Here is a 20246-nt window from a genome sequence, read left to right as displayed (position 1 = left end):
AGGTTAAAGCTGACCCTGCGTAAAAATTACCCATGTTTTATTCTAACCTGAGTAAATTTTACCCACCCTATTACAGAACCTGTGTAAAAATGTATCAGGTCATCTACTTACCCTGAGTAAAATGTATTCAGGTCGGTGCATTCTCCCAACTTCAATATTTGCAATGTTTTTTCTTTCAACAGCAAAAAACCGCATGAATAAAGTCAATGTTCTGCTTATTAGTGTTTTACGATTTCGTGAGAACGCTTTTCAGAACTCTGAAAAAAGTGGGCGATTTTATACGCAAGATGTGTCTTTGTACGTACAAACTTTTCAAGTTGTACCTACAAAGACTCTCTTGCCTTTTTTTGCAAAAAGGAGAAAAAACTGCGGAACTTGTTTTTTTGTTTCGGAGAAAATTATGAGCAATATTCCAGATTAGCCCAGTATATTCTTTTTTAATCTCCACATATTCCAGATGATTCCAGCATGTTCTTATTTAGCCCACGCCCGATGAATACTATTGTTTTCACGATTTTTATGCCCCAATTTTTGCAAAAGAAATTTTAATCAGAAAGCAAAATGAAAACACAGATTTATTTTTCTGTTATTTATCAGAGAGGTATTAACCCTTACTTGCCAAGAAGCGCAGAGCTGTTTAAATCGGAAAGCTTCACTGAGTTATTACTTTAGGAAAAATTAAAAATAGAAAAATGGAAAAGGAGGTAAGGATTTACATACGAATCCAAAAATCCAGAAAAGAGAACTGGAAGAAAATCTGCTCAGAAAAGCAGATCTCCTTGTCCAGCCTGATTATCCATTCAGTAGAAAATAGGATCCTGGACGATGAGAGGCGGAAAGTTTTGAATTTCATTGAGGTGCAGGATAACATTTTTGTAAAGATAGAAACGAACATCAATCAGCTGGCCCGACATGTCAATACAATGAAAGCCATAACCCCTTCGGAAGTAGGCTATTTCAACAGGCAGTTGAATCACATTATTGAGTTAAAAAAAAGAACAGAATAGCATTTTTAAAAAGATCTATTCCATGATCGGAAAATAAAACAAATAACAAATTTAATAATATGCAGAAATTAATATGCCGTCTCGCAGGATTATCTTTCATTCTTTCATCAACCGGAAATATTCGGGCTCAGGTCGGTGTTAATACCACCAGTCCAGCAGCAACCCTTGATGTTATCGGCAATGCGGATAAAAGTAAAGCATTGGATGGCATTATTGCTCCGAGAGTGAAAGGAAGCGAATTGGCTTCCCAAACATATACTACTTTGCAAAAAGGGGCATTGGTCTATGTGACCGAAGCAGCACCGGTACTTTCCGGTCAGGTTGTCCATATCACAACCCCTAATATCTATTACTATTTCGATGGTTCGGCGTGGGAGCCGCTTTATGGGAGCTTATATGATGTAGTTGAAAGAGGAAACTTTGCCCCGAGATATATTTCGTTTACGGGAAGCTCCGTCACAAAACAAGGTACAGCAGATGCTGCCTTAGGAATGAATCCGCAGACCTATTCGATGTATTTTGGAAATATGAACCAGATGCACACGGGAACGTATAATCTTTCTTACGGATACGGAGCCCTGCAGAAGCTCTCCACTGCTTCGGGGAATGTCGCCTTTGGAAGCTACAGTTTGAATGGTGTAACAACCGGAGCATACAATACCTTTATCGGCCATATTTCGGGATATGATCTTTCCAATGCCGGAAAAATTATTACGGGAAATGTGAACGTAGGACTTGGTAATGCAACCCTGGCAAAACTGACTTCCGGATATAAGAATATAGCAATAGGCCAGTCGGCCCTGAACAGTTTGAATACCGGAAGCTATAATACCATTATAGGTCAGTCTTCGGGGCAGTTTATTACGACGGAAAATAAAAATGTGATGCTCGGGGCACAGGCCGGAGGCTATGTCCGGGGAGAAAACAATGTATTTATTGGAACAGGAGCCGGGCACAGCAATACGGTAAATACTGTAGAAACAGTAAACAACAGGCTGGTCATACACAGCAATGCAAGCCTGGTTCCTTCCGAAGCTATCGGAACAGAGAACGTCGTTGATCTGAGCGCTTCCTGGACCAATGGTTTGATCATCGGTGACTTTGCTGAGCGATGGCTCAAGATCAATGGGACACTGAATCTCAATCCTACCTATCATATGGTACCGCAATCAGATACTTCCCATACCCTGAAAGTCGTTGCAAGACCGGATGGCAAACTGGGATTAATTAACGATAATGTGGCAGCCTTCATATCCATTCTCGAAACAGCAACCCCGGCACAAAAAATACAGATCAAACAAATTTTAGGCATATAAAATAAGAGGAACAAACCTTAAAGTATAATCCGTAAGTAGGCGGTTAATATTACCATAAAAATTGATCGTAAAAATTATGGGACCTGCGGGTTCCGGCTTTCCCGGAGTACAGTATAATGATAAAAAGGTAGAGAAAGGGAGTGGAGAACTGATGCTGATGAAAAATTTTCCTTCCATCGTTAACGAAAACAGCAGTCAGCAGGAGGTACGGGAATATTTAAGATCCGTGTCAAATAATGAAAGGGTAAAAAAGCCTCAGTTCCACGCCGTCGTTTCCACGAAGTTCCGGGAGCACTCCAAAGAAGAGCTTACCAGCATCGCAGAAAACTTTATGGATGAGCTGGGTTATGGAAAGCAGCCTTTTATTGTGGTGTTTCATAATGATACGGAAAATCATCATGTTCATATTGTTTCTACCCGTGTCAGTAAACAGACCGGAAAGAAAATTAATGACAGTTTTGAAAAGCTTAAGGCACAGCAAGCATTAAGCCGTACCATGGAAAAGCTGTATGGATTAAGTACACAGGAGCAAATAGAAAAATTACTGGACTACCGATATGGTTCTATTAAACAACTGGAACTGCTTTTAGAAAGAAACGGATTCAGGCTTTGTCCCAATAAGAATGATAAGAATATTTTGAATATTCTAAAAAACGGAGCCTGGCAAAAAAGCGTTAATGCCACCGAACTCAATTTCAGCAGTCAAAAAAAAGATTCCAGGACATGGCAGCTAAAGGCGATTCTCTTAAAATACAAAGAACTGTATTCATGCAAGGTGTTCAAGGTTGAAGACCGCAGGGCTGGGGAAGGTATGTTGCCTGAAGAAAAGCAAAACGAGAACCGGAATCCGAAAATTGAATTTGAGAGTGAGTTTCAGAAAAAATTGAGGGATGTTTTCGGGCTGGATGTAGTCTTTCATTACAAAGAAAGCGAGCCACCTCTAAAAGAGGATAGCAATAAAAAAACCGGTAACGGCACTGCCGCCACTCAGCCTTTTGGCTATACGTTGATTGACCATAAGACGGGATCAGTATATAAAGGAAGTGAAATCATGAAAATGAACGAGCTGTTTGAGTTCACTTCTGATGTCATAAACAAAAGGCTTTTTGAAAGCTTAAAGGATTACAATATAGCAGATGAAGCTTCTAAGCAAGTTATGTTAGAGTATTTGAAACGCCAGAATCCTGACCATGTGGCAAAAAGCTTTATGCTTTTTGAAACTAAAAAAAGAAAGAATAAAGAAATATTGGGCTCAGTGAGGAGCGAGGTAAAGCAATATCTCAAAACGCAGGACTCAAAAGATGTTCACATTATAAAATCCGAAGACGGTAAATTTTATGCTATCCACTCAAAATTACATTATGTAGGAGAGCTGGAACAGCTGATCGGCGAAAAAGATTATCAAAGATTCCTGAATCCGGGTGAAAATCAGCCGCAGGTTTCAGAAATCCAAAATGAAAGGCTTGCAAAAGAACTGAATGCAAGCATCAATGATTTGATTTTTCAATTCAGCAAATCCTCAGGAGGATCAGGAAAAGATCCTGGAGAAGAGGAGCAAAAGAAAAGGCGTAAAAAGAAAAACCGATAACCTGAAATTCAGCTTCCATTAAAAAATGAAGATATAACTATGATAATAACCTTTGCCACCCAAAAGGGCGGAGCGGGAAAAACCACTCTTGCCATTGCATTTGCCAATTACCTTTGTGAGGTTTCCCAAAGGAAAATTAAGGCATATGATTTTGACTTTCAGAAATCTTTTTTCAACAAATGGAAAGAGGACGAAAATTCAGAGCTGCCCAGGCTTTATGAAGTAGAACTCATCGGAGACGATGAAGAAGAACAGCCTTTTGCAGATCTGGAAAAAATTATAATCCTAAAGGAAAGCGAAGAAATATACTTGTTTGATCTGGCAGGCACGCTGGACCAAAAATACAGTGACTTACTCATTTACAGTGATTTTATTATCATTCCCTTTGAATACTCCGATGTATCGGTAAAATCAACCCTGGTATTCAAAAACCTCTTGGGCTTACTCGAAAGTGAAGCAGAGCGGATCTTTATCCGTTCCAAATATGACAAAGGCTATAAATATCTGAACCAAAAGGAGATGGATATTGAGATCGCAAAATACGGAACCCTGATTGAAAGTCCCGTGTATAAAAGGAACTGTTTGCAGACCATTAATACGAGGAAGCTTACTTATGAGCAGCGATATGCCATAAAAAAGCCATTCAACGAAATCATTGAACAAATCAATGAAGCATTACAAATTACCCTGTAAGGCTGATTCCAAAGAAAAAACAAAATAAAAAATATGATAAAGTATTCACTCATCCTGTTGGCAGCTTATTTCCTGTATTATGCCGGAAATATCCTGTACGACCTTTTCTTAAAAAAAAGAAAAGATTACTCACGTCGATCTGACTGAAGAATTTTCACTGAGCGGTTTTGCACAAACTGATGCAGAACCTCCAAGCCGGATTGGAATTGAAGATGTTGAAAACGTCAGTACCCCCAAATCCTTTTTGAAAAAAGAACTTCACTCCTCAAACCCATCAACTATCGATCAGCAGCCTGATCTGGAAGAACTAAGAGAACGATTTGAAGCTGAGCAGGATATTGACGATATGCCAGCACCAGCGAACGATACCACAGCAGCACCATCAGAAGAGAGCCCATCCGTCAACCCAAGCCAACCTCAGGATATGCCCGACAAACTAGTAGAGCATTCCAAACAGGAAAAGGCTGAGCCTAAAAAGTCCCATTGGAAAGAGCTTTTGAATTTATCGGAAACCACCGTGCAGATGGTGGCCAATTACGATGGCCAAAAGGTTTACCACTCCGTCATTTAAGCAGTAAGAAACCCTTCAAATTGACCAAATATCATCCTATCAACTGATACGGATAGTATACCCCTTATGCCAATTTCTAAGCACAAAATTTAATTCTAAACCAATAATTAATCATTATGAACAACAATGTAAAACGCTATGCGGCAGTAAAAAAAATATTGACTGCCTGTATGATTCTCCTTGCCGTCACTCCCATATTTGCCCAGGGCGGAGCCACAGCCATCTCCAATGCAGCCAATGACATTAAGGACTATTGGGATCCCATCAAACTGATTCTGAAAGCCGTGGGCGGATTGGTCGGCTTTATCGGAGGTCTTAGAGTGTATAACAAATGGACTAACGGTGATCAGGATGTTAACAAAGAAATCCTGGGCTATGGAGGAGCCATGATCTTTCTGATCGTCGTTCCGGAATTCGTCACCTCATTCTTTGCTTAAGCTATGGGATTCTACCTCTACAAGGGGCTCAAAAAGCCTCTTGTATTCTTCGGACTCAAGGGAAAATATATTTTCTATGCGGTGGGTGTTATCGGAGCCGGAGTCATAGCTGCGCTCATCTTATCCAGGTTTGGATTACTGGGCTCTTTATTGGGGCTTGTAGCCACCGGAGGCGGGGTTTATTTCATTTTCAAAAGACAGGATAAGCACGGTTTGTACGATAAAACTAAAAACTTCGATCAGATTTTCATTTTCCCTAAAAGGTTGAACAACAAAAGATTTTTACAGCATGGCAACAACAAAAAAACAGGCATTTAATATTCCTTTCATCGGGTATGATTATGGAAAAGATCACCATTGGGATTTTGATGTTCTTTTCGGTCAGTACGGAAACCCCATCATTGGCATCAGAATCAGAAATATGGTGGAACAATATTCGGCAGACCCGGATTATTATCTCCATTTTCATACGGTTCTGAATCAGGTGGTGTCCATCATCGGGGAAGGGAGAATTGTTCAGAAGCTTGATATTTTCTCAAAAAAGAAATATTCAGCCGAGCCTTCCAAGGAGTTCCTCCAACAGAAATATTCCGAGCATTTTGACGGAAGACTTTTTAAAACCATTGAAACCGTATTACTGTTTACGGATATTATTCATGATAAAAATAAAAAAAAACGGCCGGTCAGCGACTGGTGGCAATATAACAGAAAAGAGTTATAAAGAACTCCGGGACAAATGCCAGAAGGTATTTATGCTGTTAAAGCAAAATGACTGTGAACCGGAATTTCTATTTGAGAAAGATTTTGAGTATTATATTTCCGGAGCCTTATCCATGCAGTTTTCGGGTACCCCGGTTTTTGACAATATCAGAAGTACTAATGAATATTTGCAAATAGGCAATCGCTTTGTAAAAAATATTTCCTATGTCGATGTGGAAAACATTGACCTGCCTTCTGAAATTGAACCTTATTCCATTCTGGGAGGTAACGGGGCCGCTGCCGAAACAGCAGTGGATAATTTTACCTTCATCAATGAACTGGAAGATTATGAAACGATTATCTATAACCAGGTCATTACTATTCCACATCAGGCACAACAGCAAAGGGAACTGGACAAAAAGAAGAAAAAGCACGAAGGAGCGGCAAATAACTCTCCATCCAATGCCATTATTGCTGAGGAAATCCAGAGCCTGCTTCATCATATCGCCATAGACGGCCAGCTTATTGTTAATGCCCATTTTTCTATTCTGTTTTCAACAAACACTTTGGAAAAGATGGAAAACATCCAGTCTCAGATTGAAAATAAGCTGTTTACCAAAGGGATTATTGTCTCCAGGAATGCCTATAACCAGCTGGAGCTTTTCCGGGCAGCCCTACCGGGTAACGCCACAGAACTCAGGGAGTATGATCTGTTTATGACGACGAGCGAAGCGGCGTTTATGTTTTTTTTTTTAAAGAAAGCAACCCCGTGAACGAAGAAAGTGGCTTCTACCTCAGATTTACCAACCGGCAAGGCGTTCCCCTAAAAGTAGATCCCTCGGATTTACCGATGAAAACCGGAAGAATCAATAACCGTAACAAATTTGTGCTGGGACCCAGCGGGTCAGGCAAAAGCTTTTTAATGAATAATATCGTGGAGCAATACCTCACTTACAATTATGATGTAGTCATTGTGGATACCGGAGATTCCTACTCGGGAACCTGCAAATATAAAGGCGGAAGATACATCCAGTATACGGAAGAAAAACCTATTACGATGAATCCTTTCCTGATGGATCAGAAAGAATTTAATATTGAAAAAAATAGAGTTTTTAACTAACCTAATCTTTTTGATCTGGCAGGGAGCTGATGCTACGATGTCCTCCGCACAGAAATCCATATTAGATAATGTCCTGATGTCGTATTACCACCAGTACTTTAATTCGGGAACGAGGTGGTATGAAAATAAAACCTCTGAAGAGCTCATTCTCTATTTAAGCAAATACAATATCCACGAAGAAGATGTTTATGCATCGTACGAAGAGCAGTCAAGGGAAAAACATACGTATTATGATATTCTGGGAATAGCCTTCGATGCCGGCTTTGATGAAGTGAAGGAAGCCTTTAGAAAACTCGCTATTGAATACCATCCGGATAAAAACCTGAATAATCCTGATTATGACAGCGAGAAATTCTATACGATCTATGAAGCTTATGAAACCCTGAGTGATCAGGAAAAGCGTAAAGCCTATAATGAAACCCAGCTGATTTTTACTAAGGCTAATGAAATCATACAGCAGCCCAAAGACACTGAAGAATGGAATGAATCCTTTAGGAAAGCACTGATTAAAAAAATTAAGGAGCTGGAAGAGAAGCTTGTTATAAAAGAACTTTCCTTCAACGGCTTTTATGAATATTGCGAAAAATTCCTGCCTCTTTACCTGAATAATAAAAAGCATAAAATCAGAGAGACGGAATTTAATCTTAGGACATTTCTATTTGTATTAAGGGATTTTTACAAAGGTGGACGCTACGGGACAACCCTAAATAATGAAGGAGACAATAGCCTCTTTAATGAGCCTTTCATTGTATTCGAAATTGATAACGTGAAGGAGAACCCAAAACTTTTCCCCATCGTAACACTCATCATTATGGACACTTTCATCCAGAAGATGAGACTGAGAAAAGACCGTCGCAAAGCCCTGATCATCGAAGAAGCATGGAAAGCTATCGCCAGTAAGCTGATGGGAGGATACATTTTGTATTTGTATAAAACCGTACGGAAATTCTGGGGGGAAGCAGTGGTGGTTACCCAGGAACTGGACGATATTATCGGAAATGCCGTCGTAAAAGACAGCATTATCAACAACTCCGATACGTTTATCCTTTTGGATCAGACCAAATTCAAAGACAATTTTGATCGGATAGCATCTCTATTATCTCTGAATAAAGTAGAGCAAAACAAGATTTTCACGATCAACAATCTCAACAATAAATTCGGGAGAAGCCGCTTCAAGGAATTTTATTTCAAACGTGGTTCTAAAGGAGAAGTATACGGCAACGAAGTGGCGCTTGAGCAATATCTGACCTACACCACGGAAAAACCAGAGAAGTCGGCTGTTGAATACTACGTTGAGCAGTATGGAAACTACGATAAAGCCTTAGAAATTTTTGTAGAACAAGTGAAAAGCTTCGGGGATGATATGGGAAGCATGGTTTCCTTAGTGAACCTCTATCAGAAGCCTTTGGACTCAAAAGTCCTTGCATTCTACCACGGACTAAAGAACCGGAAGGTTAACCACGGTAAAAATATCTTCAAAATCATTACCCAGGAATTGGAAGATCATAACATCAGTCTTTCAGAATTAATCAACAGACAAACTCATGCATATGAAAACGTTTTAGCTTATTTTTTTTAGGATTTGGGACTATACTATGTGCACAGAACACGTACATAGACCCTACCGTAACGGCAGCGATGATCCTGTATTCAGAAAACCTGAAAGCCAAGCAGAATGAAGTCATCGACGAAACCTCCAAGCTGAAAGATGCCCAGACATGGGTGGGAACCCAAATGGTGGCCGCCAATGATATCCAGAATAAGATACTCAAAGGTTTGAAAGAAGTTTCCGGAACCCTGCAAAATGGGATTCAGGTAAAAGAGATTTATACGGAACTCAATAAATGTTACGGTTATTCTTCGGATGTTGTTCAACTGGCTTCCGCGCATCCGCAGTACGCCATTTTCGGGGTTAAAGCCTCGCAAAAAACCTATGAGCAAAGCCTGAAAATCGTAACAGATGTATCAGACATCCTGGCTTCAGGAGAGCTGAACCTCGCTACGGCAGGAGACCGCTATAAGATCCTGCATAACATATCGGGAAACGTAAAAAATCTAAAGCTGTGGCTGTTGGCTATCAAGCTGCGATTGGAAAAAGCAAACAGGCTGGGATTCTGGAACTCCATTAATCCCTTTGCGGGCTATATCAATACGGACAAAGCAATTGTTGAAGATATCATGAACCGATACAAACGCAACTTTTAAAGTTTTTAAAATGAAATCGAAGAATGAGATTCGCCGACTGTATGGAGGCAAAAGGAAATTAATTTTAAGCGTATTCCTTCCGATGGTTTACATCGTAATCACATCTTCCGGAGGCAGCTCTACACCCGCCTGGCAAAAAGAAAATGTTTCCTTTCCGATGATGGATTTGGAAATCAATGCCACGATGAAAGAGCATGACCGACAAAAGGAGATGCGGCAAAACCAGGCCCTGAATGCCGGTATTGAAACGGTTAATAAAAACGAGTGGAACAGCTTTAAGGATAAGGTAGTTAAAATACAGGACAGGCTAAGGATTGTTTCATTTGCCTTGCAGGCAGTTCCAACAGGAGTTGCGATGAGCCGAGAGATTGGTAAGATCACTCAAAACCAGGCTGCCATTATTGATGAAATCAGTACTGCGCCTTACTCCATTGCAGCTGTCTTGCCTTCCGGAGTACAGTATGTGGATGATTTACAAATGGTACTCCGCTTAATCACCGGAATTATCCTCTCTTACGGAGCCATCAATCAAATGGAAAAATCGGAACGCAAGATTTTATTGGACTATGCGCTGGGCGAAGTCAAAACCCTGAGCAGGAACTCAACCCATATGTTGCTCAAGATACGGGATATTAAAGCCAAGGTACTGCGCAATAAAAGAGCTTTCCAGTATTACGTCAACAGGGATAAGCAAGTGGTGGAAAACATTATGAAGAACATTAAATCCTTTTAATAAAAAATGAAAAATATACTAACCTTCGGAATTTTAGTGTTTTCTGCGGTTTGCGTAAAAAGCCAGCAGATCGTGATCAATGATAAACTGCTATCCCAGATTACTGTTAATCATGGTGTTCGATTAGGGAGTGAACAAGCCTTTTTGGACTCTTATGAAAAGCAAAATGAGCTCTATAACGAGATTAAAAATAAAACGGCCCAGGTGATTGCCATTCAGGAATATATCTACCAGCAGCTTAAAAATGTCAATTCAGCCCTTACCCAAAGTAAAAAGCTCATCTACCTCTATCAGTATTTAGGAAAAATCGTAAGCAACTCCCAAACCATGCTGGATTTGTCTGTGCAGCATCCGGAATATGCCGCGCTGGTTTCAAAATATTATGCGGCCATAGGACAACAAGCCCTGAAGCTCCAACAAGAGGTAACGCAGGATATCCTGAATGAAAACAAAGATTTTCTGATGGATGCTATGGATCGGGAAATGCTCATTGAAAAGGTACTGACAAGGGTCAGGAATATCAACGGCAATATTCTCTACATCATTTTACGGCTACAGAATGTAAAGAAGATCCCCTATCTCTATCAGGTCCCTGTACTTAGGAATTACATCAATATCGACAGAGCCATAGTGGGAGACATTATTCAGAAATACAAATACATTTTTAACTAAAACAATGGAAAATTTATTTATAAAATTAATCAGGCTGCAATTTTTGCTTGTAGCTGCTGTCGTTTCCGCACAACTGAGTGTAAAACGCCTCAATGACCCTGCCATTGTCGCTCAGCATAAGCGAATGGTTTTTGAAAGCTGGGGAGACTGGCGTCCTTACCCAAAATACTTCCTGGGAGTTCAGACCAATTTTGCCTATGCCACGGTATGGGGGATGTGGGCTCCCAAAATCAACAGGGATTATAAGGATGGAGATGATATTAGACCCTTAAAACCTACGGGAGTACAAAATCAGCGATTTGCAGAAGTGAAATACGAGGAAGAAGAAGCAAAAAAAATAAAAGCAGCTTCCGATACCATTTATAAAAGGAGTGTCCAGGATTTTGCCCATTGGACTTCTGCTACCGTAGATGCTGATCCTCTCTGGCTCTTGTATTATAAACGGATGCTCAAACCGATTACTGAATTTCCTGATATCCCACAAAATTTTATAGAATGGAGGCTGAAAGACCAGCAAACTTATGAAACGCTTAATAGTATAGGAACATTAAAAAGGCTTCAACAGGAGCTGGATCTCATTAAAGAAAAATTTGCGATGTCCCGGTCTATGGATATGCCGAGAGGAAAGCGCTTCCTGATGTATCACGAAACCCTCCTTCGTTGGAGAAAATTTGTTCAGGAATTAAGGAAACATAATAACAAAACGACCCTTCTTCTGGATTATAAAAATATCCTGAAAAATCATTCTTCTTATGCTTTGCCTACAGCCTGGAGTCCTGCATCAGACAGGCAGGTTATTCAAAACATCATGTTCAAATATAAAAATCGATATTAAAATGAATAAAACAGTAACCTTATGCTGTTGTCTCCTGACACTTTTATTGCCGGTAATGGGTTTTGCCCAGACCGATGGTGATTACAGTAATTTACTTCAGTTCCTGAAAGGCGACGGAGCTTTTGAGAAATGGTTCATGGAGGTCTTTACCAAGCTGGATACCAGTGTTCAGGACAATGCTAATGATGCCGCATTGGTTGGAAAAGCCATTGGCGGATTAGGGGCATTGATGTACCTCGGATACATGGGATGGCAGATGGCAGCCGGGGACCGGGAGTGGGAGATTACCCCGATGCTGAAACCAATCCTGATCGGATTCACCCTGATCTATTGGACGGGATTTGTCAATCTGATACAGGCTCCCTTTGAAGCCATTGCAGAACCGGGAATCAGCATTTTCAGCGATATAGAATCTGAGGTTAATGATCTTCGGGTGCAGCGCTTCAAAAAAACAACAGCAATTGTTAGACGCTGTTATAAAGCTGAAAGCAGATGAAGATGCCAAGCAGGAAGTTATTGAGAATACCGGACAGGATGCCGATGATTCGTGGTTTGATATCAGTGAGGGCTTAGATAAACTTATCCAGCCCATCAAGGAATGGCAGATCAGGATGCAGTTCCAGATGCAAAAATTGGTGGCTGAAGTGATTGAGTTTATCTGCCTTTCTATCTTAAGAATTTGTGTCTACCTGATTTTCTTTATTCAGAAGATCTGGGCGTACATCCTTATTATATTAGGGCCGATTGCGGTGGGTATGGCTCTTGTTCCGGGATTTGAAAGTTCCTTCTACAACTGGGTTTCCAAATTCATCAATATCAATCTCTACACTTTTGTGGCGTATACCATCATCAATATTGGCCAGCAGCTGATCGCTTCCGGCTATATGATGGAAATAGAAAGGTATGACACCCTTTTAACAAACGGAACGGTGACCAATTTAGATGCCTTACTGGTCTATGTAACTAATTCGGGAATGATTTATAACCAGCTTTTTACGTGCGTAGCTTATATCGTTACCGGGATTGGGGTTTTGATGACCCCTACGATTGCAGATACCATTGTGTCAGCAGGAGGAGCCGGAGCCATGACCAAAATGAAAAGTGCCATAGGCAAAATGGCGGGCAGTGCTAAAACTGCTGTTCTGGCTGTTAAAACCGGAGGTGCTTCTGTGGCTGCAACAGCTGCCAAGTCTGCTGCGGCAGGTTCTGCATCGGGGAGAGTTCAGCAGGCAATGAAAAACGGGAAATAGGATTTCCTGCCATTTTAATTCAAAATCTTAATAAAAATGCTTATCAAAAATATAGAACAAAGAATCAAGGTGAATAAGATCGTTTCACTTTCAGCTATTGCCTTTGCCGTTTTCATTGTTATCGGTGGTTTTTTCTTCGCCTATAAAATGATTGAAGATTCCAGAAAATCCATTTACATTCTGGATAATGGTGTACCGGTCTTGGCAAAGCAAACCGATGTCTTACTCAACAGGCCCGTTGAATATAAAGCCCAGATTGAACTGTTCCATCGGTTATTTTTCACATTGGCGCCTGACGATACCTACATCAAGGATAATATCCAGAAATCATTGTATCTCATTGATGACAGCGGAAAGAAAGAATACACCAATCTCAGGGAAAAAGGCTTTTATAACCAGATCATTGCTTCCAGTTCCATGGTAAGCATTCATACCGATTCGGTTAAGCTTGATTTGGAACAAAAAAAATTCTCCTTTTTCGGGAAGCAGATGATTACAAGAAAATCATCTGTCATTACCCGAAAGCTTATTACTGAGGGTTTCTTTGAGGACATTATCCGGAGTCCCAATAACCCACATGGAGTAATGCTTACAAACTGGCGCATCCTTGATAATGAAGAAATTTCCAATCAAACCAAAAATTCTTACTAACCATGAATACTTCATTCAAACAAGCCGGACAGAAATGCCTGCAATGGATTGTCCATCACCCGAAAAAGTTTTTTGCCTATTCGATGATTTTTTTGTCAGTGTCATTCATAGGTTCTCTGATACAGGGAATTTTCTTTCCCAGCGAGACCGTATTTAACATTAAACCACCTGTCCTTTATTCCAAAAGCCAGATGGCTCAGGGCCCCACTGTAAACAATGAAAGAGAGATCAAAAAGATTGTGGAAGAGCTTAAGATTTTAAAAGTGAAAAGAGACCAAAAACAGTTACAGAATGGGGACAGCCTGAGGATTGAATATTTGTTTAACCAATTTCAAAAATTAAAAACTCAATGAAAAAACTTGATTTCAAACAGAAAAAATACATCCTGCCCCTTTTGGCACTACCGTTTCTGCTGCTTTTTGTCTATGTAGGAACCCAGTTTGCCAAAGAAGAACAGCCCAAAGACAAGCCCAAAGAACTCTCTCTTTCCCTTGGTGATTCGCAGGATTCGATTATGAGTAAAAATGACGCCTATGATGCATTCTTCAAAAAAGAAGATAACAGGACAATGCTCGAGGGGTTGGGGAAAGAAAAGGACAGCCTATTGAGCTACGAAGACCAGTTATCATTAGCTCAGAAGAGAAAAATAGATTCGCTCAAAGTGGTGTCCGGAAGACAAAACGGGTATCAGTCGAAAGGAAATTTATCTTCTTACTATAATCCGAAACAAGAGCAGAATGATGACCGGGATTACAAACGGTCTTCAGAAATTATCCGGATGCTGAACGATAAATCTTATGGCAAACCGGAAAGTGACTATGCTTCGGAGCATTCAAAAGCAACCTCTACTCATCAGCAAAACCCTGATCCGGTCAAATACCTGAAACAGCAGATGCTGGTCATGGATTCTTTGGAAAAAGCAAGAGACCCGGAATACCAAAGTAAGCTGGCAGCAGAGGAAAGGCTCAAAGCCAACAAAGAAAAAATGGAGGAATTCCTGAATTCGACCTTCAATGTCAGCAAATCAGGGATCAACAGTGAGTTCAATGCTTTTTACAAAGAACAGGAAAACAGCTTTATCAAAGCGGTCATTGATGAAAACAACAAGGGATATTTGGGGAGTCGGATCCGGCTGAGATTATTGGAAGACATATTTGTGGGGAACAAAAAGCTCAGCAAAGGTTCCATACTCTATGGGCAGATTTCAGGGTTTGCGATGCAAAGGGTGAATCTCAGTATCGTATCTGTATTCACTAAAGGAGAAATTTATCCGGTCAACTTATCGGTTTACGATGTCGATGGAAGCAAAGGGCTCTATGTTCCAGAGAGCATTTTCCGGGATATGATCCGGGAAATGGGAAGCAACTCCGTACAGGGAACGCAGATGGATATGGGCGGACAGGGATTTTTTACCAGTATCGGCTCCAAATTATTCACATCCACTTCCAAATCTATTGCTAACCTGATTAAAACCAACAAGGCCAAATTGAAATACAACTCTTATGTATTTCTGATTGACGAAAAACAACTGAAAGATTCACAAAACCAACAAAAAAAATAAAGAAATGAAAGCCATATTGTACACATTCCTGATTTTCATAACGCAACTTTTTACGGCACAAACAGCCACTAAAGAACAGATTATTTCGGATTTACCGGAACTCGAAATTACCGAAGGTATCAGTCTTCATATCATTTCTCCGGAACCCATTCAATATGTGGACCTCTCCACCCAACAGCTCACAGGGGATTTACCTTCGACGCAGATTGCACGGGTTAAAATTGTAGAAAGAGATTCGGCAGCCAAGACACAAGAGTCAGGATATGGAACCCAGGAAAAATGGAAGCCGAACCTCGGCATTATCACGGTGGTGGGGCAGTCTTTTATTGCCCAGTACAAAGCCATTTACAGAAATCCTGAAAACCTAAATACCGTTACCAATATCCATATTCAGCCGGAGGAGATGCAGCCCATAGAATTTGATAAAATGGTTTTCTCCAATCTTGAGCTGAGAAAATTTGCGATGGATATTATTCAGAAAAAATCAGAAAAAAATCCGATCCGGGAAGAGAAGAACCTTGGACTCAATGTTCAGCTTAATAATGTCTATGTCATCAGCGACTATATATTCCTGGATATGACCTTTAAAAACAATTCCAACTTAAGTTATGATATCGAAGCTTTGAAATTCTCCGTAGAAGATAAAAAGATCCATAAAGCGACCAACAACCAAAGTATCGAGATGACCCCATTATTTCAGCTGAACCCTCAGAAGCATTTCAGGAAGAATTTCCGGAATATCTATGTGTTCAAAAAAATTTACCTACCCGAACTCTAAAGTGATGATGATCCGCCTGATCGAAGAGCAGCTCTCAGGAAGAACCATCGAAATGAAAATAAATTATTCGGACATTTTAAAAGCCGATACTTTTTAAACAATTAATACTATGGACAATTTTATAACTATCGCGATTATAGTATATGGACTCATGCTAATTGCAACCGTATACTGCTGTGTTTGTCTCATCATTATTGGAAAAAAATGGAACCAATATGCAAAGGATTATGAGCAATTATTAATCCTTAAAAATGAGTTTGAGAAAATGTCTGAAGAGGAAAGTTACTCTCGTATGATCGAAAGGGTTAAAAAAAGAGGACATGAAGTTATTGACCAATTGAATGTATTGAAGGCTGATCTGGTTACAATACTGGAACATCATGAAAAATTGCAACAGCAGAAGCTGCATCATCATAACCAGTCTGAGAAGGAGCCTTCACTGGACAATTTTTTTGAAAACTATTCCTAATGCAAGAACAACAACATCAGATCAGGATTTACGGCTTCCTTCAGAAGGCGGTATATGCCGTGGTAGCGCTGGATTGTGCATCGCTATTTTATCTGCATGCCAATATTCCGGTGGTTTCTAACTTATTGAAGAATTTTTCCAGAATGAGCTTCATTTATCCTCCTGTCCATGCTAAACTGGCGACACTCATTCTGATAGGATTGGTGGCTATTGGAACAAAGGCTAAGAAAAAGAAAGACCTTAATATTACTATGGAAATAGTAGTTCCTATGGTATTGGGACTCCTGATGATGTTTTCTTCTTTGGTTTGGGAGCGTAAAGCCGGAAATCCTTTACTTCCTAAAGTCTTTCCGGGAATGAATCTCTACCAGGTGCTTTATGCTTTTCTTTCTTTTTTGGGAGCGGTTATCCTTCAGATGGGTGCTGACAGCATTTCCAAGCTGATGCAGCAGAAAATGGGAAAAGACCGATGGAATGTCGAGGAAGAATCCTTTGACCAGAATCAGGAATTAGTAGAATCCGACACGATGATTAATATCCCCTATTTATTTCGGTATAAAGGAAAAAGTAATAAAGGCTGGATGAATATTAATCCTTTCCGGGGGACGATGGTGATTGGCGTGCCAGGTTCCGGTAAATCTTTTGGAGTGATCAATCCCGCGATCAGGCAGATGATAGCTAAAGGATTTTGTCTGATAATTTACGATTTTAAGTTTCCCGACCTAGCGCAGATCGCTTATTACCACTATTTATTCAAAAAAAGTAAGGAATCAGGTTATAATTACAATTTTTATGTTATTAACCTGAATGAAGTGGAGAAATCCAAAAGAGTCAACCCTTTCAAAAAAGAATATGTAAAAACATTAGCAGAAGCACAGGAAATGGCTGAAGCTATGGTGTCTTCTTTACAAAAAGGCAGTACCAGTTCCGGAGGCGGTGCTGACCAGTTCTTTACCCAATCGGCTATTAATTTCCTTTCATCCTGTATTTATTTTTTTGCGACCCACGAAAACGGAAAGTATTCGGATCTGCCTCATATTCTTTCTTTTATGAACCGTAGCTATAAAGAAATTTTTGATACACTTTTCGGTCACGAAGAACTGTATTCTTTATTATCGCCTTTTAAATCAGCCTATGATAACAAGGCTTTTGACCAATTGGAAGGGCAGGTAGGAACATTGAAGATTTTCCTGTCGCGACTGGCTACCAAAGAAAGCTTTTGGGTGTTTTCAGGGGATGAAGTGGAACTCAAAATAACAGACCGGAACAATCCTTCCATTGTTATTTTAGCATCAGACCCGGGAACTCAGGATATCAACTCCGCTTTGTATTCTTCGGTACTCAACAGGACTTTAAGACTGATCAATTCAAAAGGCAATCTCCCCGGAGGAATCATTGCCGATGAATTTCCGACCATTTATATCCACAAGATAGACAATGTGGTGGCTACGGCAAGGAGCAACAGGGTTGCTGTTTTGCTCGGGCTTCAGGAACTTCCACAACTTCGTCAGTTCTACAAAAAAGAAGTGGCAGATACCATTTCTGCCATTGTCGGAAATATCCTGTCCGGTTCTGCAAGGGATAAAAATACGCTGGACTGGCTCGAAAAATTGTTTGGAAAAATAAAGCAGAAGTCGTATTCGCAGTCCATTTCCCAGCAGGGTACGACGACAAGCATCAATGAGAAAATGGATCATATGATTCCCGCCGGAAAAATAGCGGCACTCAAAACTGGAGAAATGGTAGGAATGATTGCCCAGGGAGAAGAAAATGATACCGAAGAATACAAAACCTCCGCTGTGAACGGTAAAATCAACCTGGATATGAAAAGTATTAAAAAAGAGGAAGCGGAACTTCCGCCCATGCCTAGCTATTATTCTTTTGTTGATAAGGCAGGAGTTAACCGCAAAGAAGAAGTTTTAATGACCAACTTCAGGAAAATCAATAAGGAAGTGGAGTTAATCGTCAGAGAATCAGTAAAAGCATAATGTTATGAAGAGTAAAGTAATTGATATCCGGATTTATAGGATGATAGTTGCAATGTTTCTGTTTGCAGGCAGCTTTACGTTTGCCCAATTCAATACATTAACACTTGTACAGGCCCAAAAGCCGGAAAATAAAATCCGTATAGAAACTGCAAAAGAAGAGAACTCTCCTGAGCAAAAAAATAGAAAAAATTTCTGGGAGAGAATCTTCAAAACGACGACAAAGACGGATTTAAAAAATGAATTGGATTCCTTGAAAACCCTTATGAAAGGATATCGTCAAGAGAATAATGACAGAAAAGCACGATACGAAAAAATGAGAGATTCCTTACTACTAGCCACTAAGCTTAGAGCCGAACTGAAAAAAGACCTTTTAAAAAATCAAAAGTTCTCAGGCTTTATATGATTTTGTAGAGGAACCTAAAGGATCTTTATCAAAAATCGTTATGCCTTTAGCGGGTAAGATGATAATCACTTCTTCTTACGGTACGCGGGTTCATCCTATTTCCGGAGCCCGGAAAATGCACAGCGGTATTGACCTGAAAGCATATTATGAAAATGTACATTCTGTCATGGACGGAATCGTAACGGCAGCAGGCTGGGATCCGCGTGGCGGGGGCAATTATATTAAAATACGACACTTTAACCGCTTTGAAACCGCTTACCTGCATCTGTCTCAAATTTATTATAGAGTAGGAGAAAGGGTAAAAGCCGGATTTATCTTAGGAAGAAGCGGAAATACCGGAAATTCAACAGGACCTCACCTGCATTTTTCGGTGAAAGAATTTAGACAAAGTATTAACCCTGCTCATTTTTTAAATGATTTAATAAAAGCCACTCATCTCATGGCAGCTTATCATAATAACGATACGGCTCTATACAAACCCTACTAAAATAAATTAACAATGAAAAACAGCAATTTACCTACAGACGAACTGAAAAAATATGGAATTATTGGTGAAGACCATACATTTTCTAAAAAACTAAGTGCAGAAGATATTCAGAGATTCCTACAGGGATACACCATTGTCGCTGACAACGATAAAAACCGGGCAACTTTTCAGCTCACGGATAATAATACCCAGCTGAAAGTTATCTTCCTGGAAAGGGATAAAAGCCTTCCTGAAATCCTTAAAAACAGTGAAACAAGAATAGAATACTCCGATATCAAGGGGTTCTCAAATAAATTGCCACCGGAGCTTCCGACGCTTGAAAAGAAAGCATTTATTTTCGATCAGGAAACCGGCAAAGTGGTCGAGTTTGATTTCATCAGGCATACAACAGAGTTGACGGCTATTATTGCTGATCTAAGAGATGCAACTGAAACTAGGCGATATAAAAATGAGTTACTAAAGCTTAAAGGATTCATCCAGAATAAATTGGAAGCGGAAGTTCCGCCGGAGATCGCTAAAGAAATTACCAGTGATTTGAATATTATCTCTAAAGAGATAGATACAGTTGATGGAATTCTTGCCAGACAGTATGATGATTCTCAAAAACAAGAAAAATCTGATATCAGTTTGAATGTAAATGATCCTGATCTCTATCAGGATGCCAACCGAATGAGAGAAGAAGAGGAGCAGGAGCGAGAAGAAAAACGAAGGTTTAGAAGATAAATCCTATGGATGCCTCTAATAAACTGTTTCAGAATATATAAATCTCAAAATAAAATTTTA

The 20246-nt window shown here is 40.0% G+C and carries 21 protein-coding genes and 2 pseudogenes; all 23 read left to right on the top strand.

The genetic code is table 11. The features are described from left to right. The first annotated feature begins 692 nt into the window (after positions 1-692). The 23 genes and pseudogenes from HX13_RS18575 (at position 693) to HX13_RS18470 (ending at position 20186) form a co-directional block, all read left to right on the top strand. On the top strand, positions 693-1007 hold the full coding sequence (locus HX13_RS18575; RefSeq protein ID WP_238555500.1) for a hypothetical protein: 315 nt from the start codon (positions 693-695) through the stop codon (positions 1005-1007). Between the two features lie 59 nt (positions 1008-1066). Further along, positions 1067-2323, top strand: a complete 1257-nt coding sequence (locus HX13_RS18570) for a hypothetical protein (protein WP_050022288.1) — start codon at positions 1067-1069, stop codon at positions 2321-2323. 61 nt (positions 2324-2384) lie between these two features. After that, positions 2385-3911: a relaxase/mobilization nuclease domain-containing protein gene (locus HX13_RS18565; protein WP_050022287.1), complete on the top strand. Its 1527-nt coding sequence runs from the start codon at positions 2385-2387 to the stop codon at positions 3909-3911. A 39-nt stretch (positions 3912-3950) separates the two neighbouring features. Beyond that, the gene (locus tag HX13_RS18560) at positions 3951-4604 is read left to right on the top strand and encodes a ParA family protein (RefSeq protein ID WP_050022286.1); all 654 of its coding nucleotides are present in this window, start codon (positions 3951-3953) and stop codon (positions 4602-4604) included. 244 nt (positions 4605-4848) lie between these two features. Beyond that, positions 4849-5175, top strand: coding sequence for a hypothetical protein (locus HX13_RS18555; RefSeq protein WP_050022285.1), 327 nt, complete (start codon positions 4849-4851; stop codon positions 5173-5175). 116 nt (positions 5176-5291) lie between these two features. Further along, the gene (locus HX13_RS18550; protein ID WP_050022284.1) at positions 5292-5612 is read left to right on the top strand and encodes a DUF4134 domain-containing protein; all 321 of its coding nucleotides are present in this window, start codon (positions 5292-5294) and stop codon (positions 5610-5612) included. Positions 5613-5615: 3 nt separating this feature from the next. Beyond that, a complete protein-coding gene (locus HX13_RS18545) occupies positions 5616-5930 on the top strand; it encodes a DUF4133 domain-containing protein (protein WP_050022283.1) in 315 nt (104 codons plus the stop codon). After that, positions 5902-9010 (top strand): annotated as a pseudogene (locus HX13_RS26480) (TraG family conjugative transposon ATPase). The gene HX13_RS18545 and the pseudogene HX13_RS26480 overlap by 29 nt, the downstream one beginning before the upstream one ends. A gap of 59 nt (positions 9011-9069) precedes the next feature. Then, positions 9070-9636: a hypothetical protein gene (locus HX13_RS18535; RefSeq protein ID WP_238555495.1), complete on the top strand. Its 567-nt coding sequence runs from the start codon at positions 9070-9072 to the stop codon at positions 9634-9636. 10 nt (positions 9637-9646) lie between these two features. Beyond that, the gene (locus HX13_RS18530; RefSeq protein WP_050022281.1) at positions 9647-10369 is read left to right on the top strand and encodes a hypothetical protein; all 723 of its coding nucleotides are present in this window, start codon (positions 9647-9649) and stop codon (positions 10367-10369) included. A 6-nt stretch (positions 10370-10375) separates the two neighbouring features. After that, positions 10376-11041 (top strand): hypothetical protein, encoded by a 666-nt coding sequence (locus HX13_RS18525; RefSeq protein ID WP_050022280.1) that lies wholly within the window; start codon positions 10376-10378, stop codon positions 11039-11041. A gap of 4 nt (positions 11042-11045) precedes the next feature. Continuing rightward, the gene (locus tag HX13_RS18520) at positions 11046-11876 is read left to right on the top strand and encodes a hypothetical protein (protein WP_050022279.1); all 831 of its coding nucleotides are present in this window, start codon (positions 11046-11048) and stop codon (positions 11874-11876) included. A gap of 1 nt (position 11877) precedes the next feature. Further along, positions 11878-12372, top strand: a complete 495-nt coding sequence (locus HX13_RS24835; protein ID WP_238555494.1) for a hypothetical protein — start codon at positions 11878-11880, stop codon at positions 12370-12372. Beyond that, positions 12338-13126, top strand: a complete 789-nt coding sequence (locus HX13_RS24830) for a type IV secretion system protein (protein ID WP_238555493.1) — start codon at positions 12338-12340, stop codon at positions 13124-13126. Before HX13_RS24835 ends, HX13_RS24830 begins: the two co-directional genes overlap by 35 nt. 36 nt (positions 13127-13162) lie before the next feature. Continuing rightward, positions 13163-13777 (top strand): conjugative transposon protein TraK, encoded by a 615-nt coding sequence (gene traK, locus HX13_RS18510; RefSeq protein WP_050022278.1) that lies wholly within the window; start codon positions 13163-13165, stop codon positions 13775-13777. A gap of 2 nt (positions 13778-13779) precedes the next feature. Then, complete coding sequence (locus HX13_RS18505) at positions 13780-14130, top strand: hypothetical protein (protein WP_050022277.1); 351 nt, start codon at positions 13780-13782, stop codon at positions 14128-14130. Next, positions 14127-15338, top strand: a complete 1212-nt coding sequence (gene traM / locus HX13_RS18500; RefSeq protein WP_050022276.1) for a conjugative transposon protein TraM — start codon at positions 14127-14129, stop codon at positions 15336-15338. Before HX13_RS18505 ends, traM begins: the two co-directional genes overlap by 4 nt. A gap of 4 nt (positions 15339-15342) precedes the next feature. Further along, positions 15343-16213: pseudogene (traN, locus tag HX13_RS18495) on the top strand (conjugative transposon protein TraN). Between the two features lie 12 nt (positions 16214-16225). Continuing rightward, complete coding sequence (locus HX13_RS18490) at positions 16226-16585, top strand: hypothetical protein (protein WP_128572501.1); 360 nt, start codon at positions 16226-16228, stop codon at positions 16583-16585. After that, on the top strand, positions 16585-18573 hold the full coding sequence (locus HX13_RS18485) for a type IV secretory system conjugative DNA transfer family protein (RefSeq protein ID WP_050022274.1): 1989 nt from the start codon (positions 16585-16587) through the stop codon (positions 18571-18573). The genes HX13_RS18490 and HX13_RS18485 overlap by 1 nt, the downstream gene beginning before the upstream one ends. Before the next feature lie 4 nt (positions 18574-18577). Beyond that, entirely contained in the window at positions 18578-18976 is a 399-nt protein-coding gene (locus HX13_RS18480; protein WP_128572500.1) for a hypothetical protein, read from the top strand. Between the two features lie 40 nt (positions 18977-19016). Then, positions 19017-19463 carry a M23 family metallopeptidase gene (locus tag HX13_RS26140; RefSeq protein WP_050022272.1) on the top strand — a complete coding sequence of 149 codons (447 nt, stop codon included), beginning with the start codon at positions 19017-19019 and terminating at the stop codon, positions 19461-19463. 12 nt (positions 19464-19475) lie between these two features. After that, the gene (locus HX13_RS18470) at positions 19476-20186 is read left to right on the top strand and encodes a hypothetical protein (RefSeq protein WP_050022271.1); all 711 of its coding nucleotides are present in this window, start codon (positions 19476-19478) and stop codon (positions 20184-20186) included. The last annotated feature ends 60 nt before the right edge of the window (positions 20187-20246 follow it).

Source organism: Chryseobacterium sp. P1-3 (assembly GCF_000738495.1).
GTDB lineage: Bacteria > Bacteroidota > Bacteroidia > Flavobacteriales > Weeksellaceae > Chryseobacterium > Chryseobacterium gallinarum.
Note: the sequence above shows the minus strand (reverse complement) of the source record. Positions and strands in the feature narration are given on the sequence as shown.